Here is a 14,682-nt window from a genome sequence, read left to right as displayed (position 1 = left end):
CCTTCATATTGAAGGCTGTATTCTATTAGCCGTTTCTTAGTTCCATTTACCATGGTAAGACCAACTAAGCGTAATAGGCATATCAAAATGGTTAGGTATACGGCTGTCCTCGAAATGGACATTGCGCTTTACGGTGGAGTGAGCATTCAGATTGCCATTCAGATTTTCCCTTTTGGTAAAAGTGCCGATCGGATTACCGTTCCTATCCTTTAAAATAAGCGTCCAATCAACATATTCAAAGTAATACCGCCTGTTGCTGTTATTCATCAGTACCACCGGCACATCGGCTGAGCCTTTACGAACCGTGGCCCCGATATCACGGTTGATTTCAATGGTGATAGATTTATTGTTGCCCTGATTACCGCCAGTTTTTCCGTTGGTTGGAGAGCTAGGTTTGCTATTGCCCAGATTGCCACCGGCATCGAGGAAATGAAGAAATCCCATAATGGTAGAACCATAAATACCATCACCCGTTATTTCATGATAATAGTCTCCATCACGCCCTTTATCATATACACCATCAGGAAAACTTGAGTTGATGCTCTTACTTATAATAGAATCTCTTCCTCTAAATTTTCTCACAGCTTTCACCCTATTACCATCATAACAAATGAATTCATGGGTGTTAGGATTATAATCAAATAATAATTTAGAACCACGAGCGTCAATAACATATTTCCCTTTAGCACCAGTATTATTGTAGTCAAGAACACATTTGTATCCATAGTTATCGGTAAAATGTATGGCTGCATCCGCCACCGTGGACGAAACCACCATAACCAGCGTCAACAAACAAGTCAAAAGCATTCCTCTAATTAATGATATTCTCATTTTTGTTTTCCTCCTGTAATTTTTTCGTTTTTTCCCGTCTAAATAAGCGCTTCAGACGAGCCGTATAACAATTTCCTATGCCCAAACAATTCTTCAAACACTCATGTCCTACCCAAACGAGTAAGCTAACACCCATGGGAACGCCATAATTTTTGTATGCAGTGGTTACATCATTGCTGTAATTGCTTATCACCAACAAAATAATTCCTATCAAGGCATACAACCACAGGCCACAATCTTTATTGTCCAGCCGCTTCATCTCCTGCACAAACAAAACTATGGTCACAGTAAAGAAATTGGTAAACAACTCTCCTACCCACGATATGCTTGACCAATGGAATAGATAGAATTCATAAAATATCCAAATTGGCAACAGTAAACATATTATGTACTTAATAAGTCGTGTGCGTTCGTCTGCTAGAATTATAGGCCTTTTCTTGCAATTGATTTTGGTAACTCGTCGTACTACCTCACATGCCGTCAAGCCTAATAAAAGAAATAATAGAGTACTTATTAAAAACTCAAACCAAACAATCTCCAAACTATCCACTCCTTTATTTTTTATTTTCTATTTTCAAAATCTTACAGCCCTAAATATAGCACTAATGTCCCACCGCAAGACAAATAACCTGCTTTAATTCACCTCATAAAACTAATCCGTTATACTTAAGCGATGCTATTTAAGCAATGATTGATATTGAAGGAATAAACGATAGCCATCAATACGAGAATTAGGGATATATATTCCTAACCAATTGTTATGCTCATTACTCCAGAAATCTGCGCAGATGTTTCCACCATACTCAATTGTTTTCCAAGGAATTGCGTCATCATTGCGATCATATATAGGGTTTCCAGAAATGTTTGTGGCTTCAGCCACCATACTTGTTGTAGAATCGTTAGGATTATATTTTGAAACATGTTTTTTTATAGTGAAATGTAATGTATAATCGGGTTTTTGAGTCTTATTGTCATAAATAATGAATGTATCATTGGAAGCGTCATAGTCAAAACAAGTGCAATCATTATTTTCATTAATAACAATAATGTATTGTCCATAATTAGTTACATTATTACGCTTGAGATCCATGTGAACATACTTCATGGAACCCTCAGGCAAATTATCTCTCCAGTTGTAGTATGATCCATAATGAATGACATTGTTTTCATAATAAGCTGCCAAGGACGGCTCTTCTATCTGGATACGATCTGGTTGATATTCTAGCCAAAGTTTGTCAGACAAGCGATGACGCCCCGCAGGATTTGTTTGAATGGCTGCTATTTCTTCATGCGCTAAGGTTGGAGGAGATGCTTCTCCGCCGATGGTTGCCGCCTGTTGCTGTGCCTGCAAAATGGCCTGTTGCTGTGCTGCTGCCTGTTCAGCCTCAATTTCCGCTTGCAGTTGCTCATACTGCTGCTGGTAGGTGCCGTTTTCGTAGTTTATGCGTACTGCCTGTGGAATTACTTCCTCATAGAAATCCTCTGGTTCATTATTTCGGATGGCATCCGCAACATTGATAATTACTCTGTTTTGTTCACAGATATCCAGTTTTGAGAAATTGCTGGCGTTATTGGTTACATAGATAGCATCGTTGAGCTTCTTTAAATCCTGCTGATATCTGCTACGACGAAGCTTGCGGGATTCGCTTCTTCTAGCTAAAGCTTTTGACTGCTCAAAGGAAAAGTTTAATTTTTCATCGCTGGCCTCAGGCCACAGCTTTTTGGCTTGGGTGAAGTCAGCGGTGGCCTTTTCCTGTTCTCCTAAAGCCTTGTAGCATTTACTGCGATAAAAATAATTGTGCCCATCATCACCCTTAATCTGGATGGCTTTGTCAAAATCAGCAATGGCCTTATCGTATTGTCCTAATTCATAATATATACAACCTCTGGTATCCAGAGCTGCAGTGTAATTGCCATCCAAGGACAATGCCATATTCACATCGGCCAGTGCTTGCTCATTATTGCCAAGCAAATAATTGTTCCAAGCCCGGCTGTTGTAGGTTCTGCTGGATGGATAAAGCTCAATGGCTTTGCTGTCCCACTCCAAAGCCTTATCGTAATCACCCAGGTACCAACAGTCAAAGAACATTTCCTGCAACATTTGCAGAGAAGTACAGCCTTTGTCATAGGCCCGTTTGAAGTGGGTGTATGTCATTTCCAGGTCATGGCTTGCCAAGGCAGCCAGGCCCTTATCCAGTTCCTGACCGTATTTTTCATTGGCAGTTTTGTTAGCTGCCCGAACCTCCGCAAGCAGTTCAGGGAAATTTTGCTGCAGAGCACTGTAGACTCTTGAGCTTTCTCCACCCTTTATATTGGTCAGTTTCTTGATATCAACACTAAGGATATTAGGGCTGTTTTTAACCTTTCCAATATAAATTTCCCGGTTGGTTAAAGGCTCAAACCAGATATACTCGTTCCCCTCGTCGCTGGTAATAGGAATACCATAGGGCAGATACTGCTTAAAATGCAGGGAATAAGAACACTGGATAAAATAACGCCCGAAATAATCAATTTTCTCGACAGATGGCATATTTAAACGGATATAACCGTATTCTGTGTTAGCTATAATAGGATTTTCCTTGTTTTCTGCATAACAGGATCCACCAGTCAGCAATACTGTCACTAATACTAATCCTGCCAATTTTTTCTTTACTTTCATAACTTCTTCCCCTTTTTGAATGCCCTCTATTTTCAGAGGGTTGTATTTGTTAATAACCTCTCCCTAATTTTTCCTAAAATGTCCACTCAGAAAAAACATTCCCCTTATATAATAAAAATCATCCCCCTACTCCCCTTAATGGCTTTTATTTCTTTTCTTCATATTAATTATAATTATTCTCTACACAAAGAGATTATAGCAAAATTGTCCCCCCCGCAAGACAAATGCTCTGCTTTAATGGAAGTATAACTTTGCTCTAATTTTCTCCTAATCTACCTTCCGATAAGGTTTTATGCGCACTATTGTTGGTCATTATCATGTACACTATACGTGGACAATCGAGTAGGAGGAGGATTTAAATAAACCCTCCGACCTCTCACACCACCGTGCATACCATTCCCGCTATTAGGGCTGGTTAGGGACTTTCACCCATTAGAGTGCGCCCATGCTGGGCGCACATAAAAAAGACGCACCTCTACCAGATACGTCTTTTAAAAGCTTTGTATTAAATTTCCATAATAATTTGTTTTCAATCTAGTACATTTTCCGGCTCAAATAAAAGCCTTGCAAGATGAATTCCCTGCTTGCCGCCCAAGTTCAAGCCGCGAATACAATAGTGGCAATATGCGACAACTTTATCGGTGGAAATTTGTGAACAATGTTCTACCATCAAACGCTTTTTTTCTTCCTCAGTATGCTCTGCAAACAAGCCCTTCGCCCCATCTACAAAGCGTTTAGGTGCAAGCTTGGCATTGCGCGGTGGCTGAGGCTGATAGAGAGAATAGCCACAAAACTTGGTGTGCTCACGGTTTTCGGCCAGTTCGACAATGTTGATGTTCATACGACGCATGAGTTCGCGCACGGCATCCTGCTCGGCGCAGTTTTCCTTGGAACGCCAGCAATCCTGCACAGTCATGCTTTCACCATGGTAGTTAGGATAAGGAAAGCTGTCATCCTCCAAAATCAACTCCCAAATAGACTGCCGCTGGATTTCTGGATGCCGCTCCTCAAAAATCGCCGAGCAGTTATGGCAAATGGAAACCATCGTGCTACCTGACGGAAAATCCTCATAATGCTTGACAGATTTCCATTCGTCCCGATACCATTCCGGCATTCGTTCTTCAAACTCCTGCACCTTGTACTTTGCCACACAGCAACGAATGACCGGCAAAGAAAACCTGTCCTTCACATACGCCTGTACCTTGCGGCTAAGTTCCGGTTCACCCTCCGAAAAAACACAGCCTGCCACGAAAAAACGCTCTCCCATATTGTCCTCCTTATCAAATAACGAAAACCCTTCGAATCCAATCTGCGATTTCTTCTTTTTGTATATATATTTTACACCAAGGACGCAATCTTGTGGGGATGAAAAAAGACGCACCTCTATAAGATACGTCTTTTAAAAGCTTTGTATTAAATTTCCATAATAATTGGCAGAATCATTGGACGGCGGCGGGTGCGCTCGAAGATATAGCGTCCCAGTGCATCACGCATGGCTGACTTAAGGCCGGACCATTCAGTGATACCCTCGTCCTCACAACGAGCCAGAGCTTCCTCAACACGGGTACGGACATCGTCCATGAGCTCTTCGGATTCACGAACATAAACAAAACCACGGCTGACAATATCAGGGCCAGCCACCACAACACCCTGCTCCTTGTCCATGGTAACCACGATGATAATAATACCATCCTGGGACAGCTGACGACGGTCACGAAGAACGATATTACCAACATCACCCACACCAAGGCCATCAACCAGTATGCGGCCGGAGGTAACCTTGCCGGCTACTACTCCCTTGTTCTTGGTAAATTCCAAAATCTGGCCGTTTTCACTAATGAAGATATTTTCCTTCTTCATCCCCAGCTCCTGGGCCAGCTTGGCATGCTTTACCAGATGACGGTACTCTCCATGAACCGGAATAAAGAATTTCGGCCGTACCAAATTATGCATCAGCTTCAATTCTTCCTGACTGGCATGGCCTGATACATGGATACCGTTCTCACGGCCATATACCACATGGGCACCCAGCTTCAATAGATTATCAATAGTTCTGGAAACCAGCTTTTCATTGCCTGGAATAGGGGTAGCAGAAATAATAATCGTATCCCCCGGAACAATTCCCACCTTGCGGTGATCAGACTGGGACATACGGGTCAGTGCAGACATAGGCTCGCCCTGACTGCCGGTGGTAATAACCACAACCTGATTAGCCGGATAATTATTAATCTCATCAATATCGATAATAGTTCCCTCTGGAGCAGTAATATAACCCAGCTCACGGGAAATATTCACAACATTTACCATGCTGCGCCCCAAAACAGCCACCTTTCGCTTATAGGTTACAGCAGTGTTAATAATCTGCTGTATTCTGTGAACATTGGATGAGAAGGTAGCTACTATAATGCGGGAATTTGCATTATGAAAGGCCTTTTCAAAGGAAGCACCAACAGTGCTTTCACTAGGAGTATGACCGAGGCGCTCAGCATTGGTACTGTCTGCCATCATAACCAGTACACCCTTGTTGCCCAAATCGGAAAAACGCCTGAAGTCAGTCATCTTCCCGTCAATCGGAGTATAGTCCAGCTTAAAGTCACCAGTGTGAACGATGGTACCCATAGGGGTAGTAATAGCCAGACCCACAGCATCAGGAATACTGTGGTTCACGCGAATAAAATTCACGTTAAAGGAGCCCGCCTTGATACTATCCCCCTGCTTAACAGGACGAAGCATATCATTGCTTACTCCATTTTCCTTCAAACGACCCTCAAGGATGCCCAGGGTAAGTCTCGTGCCATAAACCGGCACATTTATCTCTTTCAGCACATAAGGCAACGCACCGATATGATCCTCATGTCCATGGGTCAACACAATCGCCTTGACATGCTCCCGGTTTTCCACCAGAAAAGTAAAATCAGGAATGACCAGATCTATACCCAGCATTTCCTCATCTGGGAACATCAAGCCGGCATCAATAAGCAGTATCTCTTCGCCGTACCGCACCACTGTCATATTTTTGCCGATTTCACCTAATCCGCCCAAAGGAATAATTTGTAATTTTTTCTCTTTTGGCAAAAATCACACCTCCATATTTAATTATATAAACACATTTATGATTAAATCCGAACCGTATTAACCGTCACACAAATCTAGTAAGATTATTTATCCGAACAGCTCATTACACTCCATTATAGGATATTTATATCATTTTTGTAAAGTCATAAATTTTAAAAGGTGACTGCCAAAGCAGCCACCCTTCTCAACTATTTATACTGCATGAGTATTTTCTCAAGATATTCCTTATAGTCATTGGCCACCTGAGGGGGACTAATTACCTTGATATCATCCCCAAACTTGGCGAGCCAGCTAAAAAAGCCCTTGGTCACATATAGCTTTGCCGTCAAATCAAAGTGATTTTTATCCACAATTTTGGTATCAACATCTACACCAAAGCGGTCCACCATAATGGTAATCAAATTATTTTTGCAACGAAGCACCACCGTACGCTCATTTTTCTCATCAGCCATCATACTGAAGGTACGCTGGGAATACTTGGAAAGCAGATCCCGCTCCGGCTTTCTCACAGCCTGTTCCTTGGAAACCACCAGTGAGGAACCATCGATACGGTCAATACGGAAGGTCTTGGTGGTTTTGGTGCTGTACTCATTGCCCACCAAATAGTAATGGTCCTCATTCCACACCAGAAAATATGGACTTATATCGTAAACCTTGCCATCGTGGCGTGGCTGAAGCTCCTTATTTATATTATACTCATTATACTTAAAATTTACTCGCCGCTTCTTGCCGATGGCTTTGGTGAGCTTGTCAATAATCAGATTAACATTCTTGCTGTATGGCTTAATACTTATATTTATATCCCTGTTCCAAAGCAGCTCCTCCGCCTGATATTTACTGCACAGATGCTGCAGCTTTTCAATAAGGGAATTGCTGGCCTTGGTGGAAATGATTTTAGAAGCAGAAATGGCATCCACCATCATTTTCAGCTCTGACAGCTCAAAATTTCTCTCCCCCATGTAAAAGGAATTGTTGGAGGATTTGATTATCACCACATCATAGCCAAAGGCAATGAGAAGATCCACATCGTCCTTTACGGTTTTGCGGTTAACCTCCAGCCCCAGCTCCTTCATTTTGGCAATAATTTCATTTGTGGAAAGAGGGTGATTTTCGTCAGTTTCTTCATTAAGCATTTTCAGAAGCTGTAGCATACGGGCCTTTTTATTGCCCTTTATTCCCTTTTGCAAGGCATCAGCATCAATGTTTCCGTCATTTATATAATCGTATGCCACGAAAATCCCTCCTATTCAGCATAGTAAACTCCGTGCAAAATGATATTTTGCACTACGCCCTTACACGAAATCTAAAGCGCATCTGCATCCTTTGGATTTGATTCACTAAGATTTCATAGCAAAAAAACGTCCACACTTCAATTTATTATGTATTATCACATTATTTCACTGCCGTCAAGGAAAACAAAGAAGATATTGTCGGGGGATATGACAATATCTTCTAAAAAAATAAAGTATGAAACACCATCTAAAAGTTTTCATTTCAAATTTATCAATGACAAAAAATTCTTCATCATGGTTCTACCCTGGGGGGTCAGGATAGATTCGGGATGGAATTGCATCCCATAAATAGGGTATTCTTTATGCTTTAAGCCCATAATAGTACCATCTACCAGCTCCGAGGTTACCTCCAGACAATCCGGCAACCCATCCCTTGACACGATAAGTGAGTGATATCTGCCCACCTCTATTTGTTGGGGCAATTCCTTATAAATTTCTGTTCCATTATGCGTAATCGGAGAAGTCTTGCCATGGCAGATTTCGCCGGCACCTATTACCTTGCCGCCGAAAACCTCTCCTATGGCCTGATGTCCAAGGCATATCCCAAGAATTGGAGCCTTGCCCTTCATGGTGTCAATAAGCTCCTCTGTAATACCAGCCTCCTTAGGAATACCAGGGCCTGGAGAAATTACTATGGCCTCATAGCCCTTTTTTGCAATTTCCTTCACTGTGGCCATATCATTGCGGATTACCTCCACCTTGGCCCCTAAATCACACAGCAGCTGATACACATTGTAGGTGAAGGAATCGTAGTTATCTAAAAGCAACAACATCATTCTCCACCTCCTCTACCACTTTGAACATAGCCTTGGATTTCTGCAGGATTTCATTGTACTCAAATACCTCCTGGGAATCATACACTATACCAGCCCCGGACTGAATAAAGGCATTGTCTCCATCAATAACCATGGTCCGCAGGGTGATACACATATCCATATTGCCATTGAAATCCATATAACCAACAGTTCCCGAATAGGCTCCCCGTTTCACTGGCTCCAGCTCCTGAATAATCTCCATGGCCCGCAGCTTAGGAGCACCACTGACAGTTCCCGCTGGGAAGCAGGCCTTAATAACATCCATCGGCGTAAATCCCTTCTTCAAGGTTCCCATAACCTCAGATACCATGTGCATAACATGGGAGAATCTTTCCACCTCCTGCAGCTTGGTTACCACCACACTGCCTGGCTCACTGATACGGCCAATGTCGTTTCTGGCCAAATCCACCAGCATGGAATGCTCTGCCCGCTCCTTTATATCTACCTTCAGCTCCTTCTCAAGAGCCTGGTCTTCCTCCTCAGAAGCCCCACGACGACGGGTTCCCGCAATCGGATAGGTATAAACCTGCTTCCCTGCTACCTTTACCAGCATCTCCGGAGAAGCCGCCACAAACTTCTTTTTGCCAAAATTCAAATAAAACATATAGGGGAAGGATTTACCTGACGAAGGCGACGATAGAAGTGAAAAGCTGGTTTGGTAATCTTTTCACGAAACTGTCTTGAAGGCACCACCTGAAAAATATCTCCAGCTATAATATAGTCCTTGCATTTCTTAATGGTTGCAGCAAAATCATCAGGCATCTTCCCGTATTTCCCAAGAAAATCCACCTTTTCCTTACGCTTTGCCACCTTTACCTTTGGAGTCTTTACTGCGGCATACAGCTTATCCTCCAGTTCCTTCATCCGCTGCTGTGCTTTTCCGTACACCTCATCCAAATCCTGGCCATTCTTCACACTGGCCAGATAAATTAGCTGAGAGGCATTTTTCTGCTGATCAAACACCATAAGGATGCGGCAAATCATAAACTGCCCCAACAGCTCCTCATCTTCCACCTGAACATTGCGCACTCGGTCAAATACAGCAGATATCTCGTAATTAAAATAACCTACGGCGCCACCATTGGCCAAAGGCAGCTCAAAATTGCCGATGGCACTGTTAAGACCGGCCATATACTTATTTATGGCTGTTACAGGGTCGCCGTCCACCGCCCGCATTTCGTCCTCCTCCTGAATCATAAGGCGATTTTTATAGACCTGCATTTTTATAAAAGGCTCTGCCCCTATGAAGGAAAAGCGACCAAATTTCTGATGGGCATCCACAGATTCCAGCAAAAATCCCTTTTCTTCTCCTACCAGCTTATAAAACATGGATACAGGAGTATCGAGGTCAGTGGAAATTGGCATGCTGAGGGCCACCATATTTGCTTTTTTCGCTTTTTCCTTAAAATCCTCCAATGATGGTGTCAGCTTCATTTAGTTCACCTTCTTATCCAGAGCGTGACGAATATCGCCAATTAATTTGCCAGCCTCATCCAGCTTATTCTCCATTACCAGCTTTACCACAGCAGAACCTACAATAACAGCATCTGCCCTCTGGGCAGCATCCACTGCCGCCTCAGGGGAGCCAATACCAAAGCCAACAGCACAAGGGGTATCAGTTTGCTTTTTTATGTGTTCAATGACCTTATTAATTGGACTGTAATCAATTTTTCTGACACCCGTTACCCCGTTTACAGATACGCAATAAATAAAGCCATCTGCTGTAGTGCAGGTCTCACTTATACGCTGGTCAGTGGTGCCCGGTGTTACGAATTCCACCAAATGAAGTCCCTGCTCCTTGCATACCTTTTTCATATCCCCTGACTCCTCATGAGGCACATCGGGAATAATAAAGCCATCAAGGCCAGCTGTTTTAGCATCTACCGCCAGCTTTTCAAAGCCATAATTAAACATTACATTTATATAGCCCATGCCCAATATAGGCACCTGGGTAAACTTACGGATCTCACGGACTAGCTCCAGCACCTTTTTGAGTGTCATGCCCTTCTGAATTGCCTCATAGGACGCTGCCTGAATAACTGGGCCGTCAGCCATAGGGTCGGAAAAAGGAATCCCCAGCTCTATTACATCAGCACCATTATCAACTGCTGTTTTCACTGCCTCAAGGGTGCCATCAGCATCGGGAATGCCAGCAGTAAGATAAATAACCAATCCCTTTTTATGTGCAGACTGAAGCTCATTAAATTTATCCTGTAAACGACTCATAATCAAATCTCCTCTCCCAATACCTTTGCCACCTGCTGTACGTCCTTGTCGCCACGGCCGGACAGGGTAACTACCACCACTTCATCCTTCTTTGTATTCGGCATGAGCTTTTCAAGATATGCCAAAGCGTGGGAGCTTTCCACAGCCGGGATAATCCCCTCCTCACGGCAAAGGAGCTGGAAGGCATCAATTGCTTCTTTATCGTTAATTCCCACATACTTTACTATGCCTTCCTCATGGAACATGGCATGCTCAGGACCTACACCAGGATAATCCAGGCCTGCAGAAATGGAATACACCTCTATCACCTGACCATCCTCATCCTGGGCCAAATAGCTATAAGCACCGTGAAGGACACCTGGACGGCTGGCTGGATTGGAAAGGGTCTGGGCATTGTCCCCTACTGCCGGGCCACGACCAGCAGCCTCCACGCCAAACTTCTTTACAGACTGGTCATTTCTGAATTCATAGAAGGTACCAATGGCATTAGAGCCGCCACCTACACAGGCTATAAGATAATCAAGGCGCCCACCAGTCTCTTCTTTAATCTGCTCTCTGATTTCCCTGCCAATAACAGACTGGAAATCACGAACCATAGTTGGATATGGATGAGGCCCCACGGCAGAACCGATAATATAATGAGTATCCTCAATATGTGCTGCCCAATAACGAATTGCCTCGCTGGTGGCATCCTTTAGAGTAGATGTTCCAGTGGTAACGGGAACCACCTCAGCACCCAGAAGCTTCATTCTGAAAACATTCAGCTTCTGACGCTCCATGTCAACTGCCCCCATAAACACCTTGCACTCCATTCCAAAGAGAGCTGCCACTGTTGCTGTGGCCACACCGTGCTGGCCAGCACCGGTTTCTGCAATAACCCTGTTTTTGCCCATTCTCTTGGCCAGCAACACCTGTCCCAAAGCGTTGTTAATTTTATGGGCGCCAGTATGAAGCAAATCCTCTCTCTTTAAAAATATCTTTGCCCCACCATAATGCTTGGTGAGCTTCTCCGCATAATATAGAAGGGTAGGACGTCCCGCATACTCCACATAATACTTTCTTAGCTCCGCCAAAAATTCCGGATCGTTTTTATATTTTTCATAGGCTGCCTCCAGCTCCGTCAATACAGGCATTACAATTTCAGGCACATACTGACCACCATATTTTCCAAATCTTCCCTTTGACATAATTTCTTCCTCCTACCAATCACTTTCACATTCTATAACTTCATTGTTTAAATTTTCTTTTTATCATAATAGGGCAAATTCCCGGGTGGCTTTTTCCACATCCTCTGCTGTGGACAGGCCCTCACCCACCAATATGCCGTCTACTCCAGCTTCATGAAGCATCCTTACCTCATCCAGGGTATGTATACCACTTTCACTGATAACGGTTCGATTATCTTCCACCAACGGCAGAAGCTCCAAAGTGTTCTCAATGGTGGTTTTAAACAGCTTCAAGTTTCGGTTGTTGATACCTATAAACTTGGCTGGTGTTTTCATGGCCTTTTCCATATCCTCCCTGTCATGTACCTCCACAAGAGCATCCATTCCCAGGCTCCATGTCAGATTCAGATAATCCTCCAGCTGCTTTTGTTCAAGTATTCTTGCTATAAGCAAAACCGCATCAGCACCCAGCATTCTGGCTTCGTAAATCTGATATTCATCTATAATGAAATCCTTACGCAAGAGAGGAATTTTCACTGCCTTTCTTACCTCCACCAAATCCTCATTCTTTCCTAAAAAGTGTGGATCCGTATGCACCGACAGCATGCTGGCTCCATTTTTTTCATACATCCTGGCCAAGTCCAAAACTGAATAGGGATGATTGAATTTTCCCTTGGAAGGGGACTGCAGCTTGCACTCGGCTATGAGGTTCCACTCTCTTTTCTGGAACTGGGAGCACATGGCGAAGGTGCCCTTTTCCACTTGTTCCTTTAACTCCCTCAAGGGAAGCTGAGCCTTTGCGGCTTCCACAATATCCCGTTTTTTAGTAACAATTTCTGCTAAGTAATCTCTCATGTTTCCACCACTTTCTTTCCTGCCGCTGACAAAAATTTCCTAATCAGCTCCGGTGACTTCCTTCCCTCTATTTCCATGGACCCGGAGGCATCTATACCATAGGGGTCAAATATTTTTATTGCTTCCTGTAATGTTTCAGCAGATATTCCTCCAGCTATTATATAGGGCTTTTTCAATTGCTTTATGGTACTGGCGGCCTCCCGCCATTTGAAGCTGATACCGCTGCCCCCCACAGTAGCTTTGCTATAGCTGTCTATAAGGATATACTCTGCAGGATAGGCCTCAGCCCCTTCCAGCGAGAAATCCTCTCCATAACGGAATGCTTTGATAATAGTCCTCTCTATTTTTTCAGCGTACTCGACGCTTTCATGTCCGTGAAGTTGTACCATATCAAAGCCACAATATTCAGCGATTTCATTAACCTCATTTATAGGCTGATCCACAAAGACACCCACTTTTCTTGGCCCCTGCACCGTGCTGCAGATATGCTTTACTATATCCGGTGGACAGTAGCGTCTGAACCTGTCACTCATAATAAAGCCCATAAAATCCGCTGATCTGGCAGCTCTGGCCGCTTCCATATCCCGTATGCCACATATCTTTACTCTTGCCATGCTTCTCACCTTTTCCAACTAAAAAAACCACTTCGCTCCAAGTACAACCCTTTATGGTTATACATGGGGCGAAATGGTTCCGCTGTGCCACCCATTTTCAGTGATATAACACCGTGTAATAAAAAAACATTTTATCCCTTACCGAGATAAAATGTCTATGCCACTGGTAATATCACCCTCTTAAGTACAGGAACAATGTCCGATACCGCAGCCCAATAACGGTGGCAACCGTTCCAGCCTAATCACAAAAAATGCTTTTGGTGGACTCTCTTGGGACCATTCACTAAACGCTTTTCACAGGTCATTCCACCTCCGGATAAATCCGACACCTGCTCGCTGGCAAAAGTTGGAATAGCTACTATTTCCCAATCAATGATTTGGATATTCAATTATCAACACCGCTATAATAATATAAATTTCACTGGCTGTCAACAAAAAATGTAAACTTTTGTATTTTTATTAATTTTATGTTAAAAAACTGTAAATCATATAGACTGCCAGCCCCACAAGTACAGCCAACACCATCAGCGGCAAGGCAACAAAAACAAGGCCAGCCACCAACAGAGCTATGGCAATGGCAAACAAAACCTTGGTGAGTGTACCGCTTCCAGAGGAAAAACGGAGGATGCGAGGCCCCCTATCGGAGCCCCCAAAACCACCAAATCCGCCAAAAGAGTTATCATTTTTTCCAGTCTGGGCGCTTTCCTGCCCATAGCTGTTTTCTTCAATAGTTATGCCGTCGTAAGCGTTAATCTCAGACTTTTCCATAATACGCACATTACCCTGCCCACAATTAGGGCAGGTACCATCCATATTAAGCTGGCTGCCACACTTCTGACAAATCATAACTATTCCCTCCTCGTATAATAAGTTTTGTAAGCAAGATATCCGCCTTGTCTACAAAGCTTATTTTTCTTTTACAACTGAATATTATTTACTAAACTGGATTTCCTGATGCTACAATAATCACAGAGATTATGTGGCAAGGTTACGTCTTATCCCTCCAGCAGCATCAACAGATGACTGCTTAAATAGCTTGACGCCTGCCTTAATCGTCAAAATCTGCTTACACAGGTGTTGCAGCCCTAGGCGAGAGAACTACCAGCAAGTACACCTCTCATAGGTGACTGCTAATTAGCGAGGGTGCAG

The 14,682-nt window shown here is 43.4% G+C and carries 12 protein-coding genes and 1 pseudogene; all 13 read right to left on the bottom strand.

Annotation, left to right across the window (positions count from 1 at the left end; all coding sequences use genetic code 11):
• Positions 1–36: 36 nt before the first annotated feature.
• The 13 genes and pseudogenes from B6K08_RS08130 to B6K08_RS08070 all read right to left on the bottom strand — a co-directional run bounded on the left by B6K08_RS08130 (position 37) and on the right by B6K08_RS08070 (position 14,379).
• Positions 37–831: a hypothetical protein gene (locus B6K08_RS08130; protein WP_080325891.1), complete on the bottom strand. Its 795-nt coding sequence runs from the start codon at positions 829–831 to the stop codon at positions 37–39.
• Positions 812–1,117, bottom strand: a complete 306-nt coding sequence (locus B6K08_RS08125) for a hypothetical protein (RefSeq protein ID WP_159446736.1) — start codon at positions 1,115–1,117, stop codon at positions 812–814. Before B6K08_RS08125 ends, B6K08_RS08130 begins: the two co-directional genes overlap by 20 nt.
• A gap of 390 nt (positions 1,118–1,507) precedes the next feature.
• Positions 1,508–3,490 carry a tetratricopeptide repeat protein gene (locus B6K08_RS08120; RefSeq protein WP_080325889.1) on the bottom strand — a complete coding sequence of 661 codons (1,983 nt, stop codon included), beginning with the start codon at positions 3,488–3,490 and terminating at the stop codon, positions 1,508–1,510.
• Between the two features lie 529 nt (positions 3,491–4,019).
• Positions 4,020–4,757, bottom strand: a complete 738-nt coding sequence (locus B6K08_RS08115; protein ID WP_080325888.1) for a hypothetical protein — start codon at positions 4,755–4,757, stop codon at positions 4,020–4,022.
• A gap of 146 nt (positions 4,758–4,903) precedes the next feature.
• On the bottom strand, positions 4,904–6,502 hold the full coding sequence (locus B6K08_RS08110; protein WP_234985313.1) for a ribonuclease J: 1,599 nt from the start codon (positions 6,500–6,502) through the stop codon (positions 4,904–4,906).
• Between the two features lie 251 nt (positions 6,503–6,753).
• On the bottom strand, positions 6,754–7,797 hold the full coding sequence (locus B6K08_RS08105) for a helix-turn-helix transcriptional regulator (RefSeq protein ID WP_080325887.1): 1,044 nt from the start codon (positions 7,795–7,797) through the stop codon (positions 6,754–6,756).
• Between the two features lie 257 nt (positions 7,798–8,054).
• Positions 8,055–8,630, bottom strand: a complete 576-nt coding sequence (locus B6K08_RS08100; protein WP_080325886.1) for an anthranilate synthase component II — start codon at positions 8,628–8,630, stop codon at positions 8,055–8,057.
• A pseudogene (locus tag B6K08_RS08095) lies at positions 8,611–10,001 on the bottom strand (anthranilate synthase component I family protein). Before B6K08_RS08095 ends, B6K08_RS08100 begins: the two are co-directional and overlap by 20 nt.
• Before the next feature lie 105 nt (positions 10,002–10,106).
• Positions 10,107–10,901, bottom strand: coding sequence for a tryptophan synthase subunit alpha (trpA, locus tag B6K08_RS08090; protein WP_143254881.1), 795 nt, complete (start codon positions 10,899–10,901; stop codon positions 10,107–10,109).
• Complete coding sequence (gene trpB, locus B6K08_RS08085) at positions 10,901–12,088, bottom strand: tryptophan synthase subunit beta (protein ID WP_143254877.1); 1,188 nt, start codon at positions 12,086–12,088, stop codon at positions 10,901–10,903. The genes trpA and trpB overlap by 1 nt, the downstream gene beginning before the upstream one ends.
• 60 nt (positions 12,089–12,148) lie before the next feature.
• Positions 12,149–12,919: an indole-3-glycerol phosphate synthase TrpC gene (gene trpC / locus B6K08_RS08080; RefSeq protein WP_039209215.1), complete on the bottom strand. Its 771-nt coding sequence runs from the start codon at positions 12,917–12,919 to the stop codon at positions 12,149–12,151.
• Positions 12,916–13,533, bottom strand: a complete 618-nt coding sequence (locus tag B6K08_RS08075) for a phosphoribosylanthranilate isomerase (protein ID WP_039209218.1) — start codon at positions 13,531–13,533, stop codon at positions 12,916–12,918. The genes trpC and B6K08_RS08075 overlap by 4 nt, the downstream gene beginning before the upstream one ends.
• A gap of 465 nt (positions 13,534–13,998) precedes the next feature.
• The gene (locus tag B6K08_RS08070; RefSeq protein ID WP_039209222.1) at positions 13,999–14,379 is read right to left on the bottom strand and encodes a hypothetical protein; all 381 of its coding nucleotides are present in this window, start codon (positions 14,377–14,379) and stop codon (positions 13,999–14,001) included.
• Positions 14,380–14,682: the final 303 nt, after the last annotated feature.

Origin of the sequence: Anaerovibrio lipolyticus DSM 3074, from assembly GCF_900141865.1 — a bacterium.
Taxonomy (GTDB): Bacteria; Bacillota; Negativicutes; order Selenomonadales; family Selenomonadaceae; genus Anaerovibrio; species Anaerovibrio lipolyticus.
The sequence above is the reverse complement of the archived record's forward strand: the minus strand, read 5'-3'. Positions and strand labels throughout refer to the sequence as shown.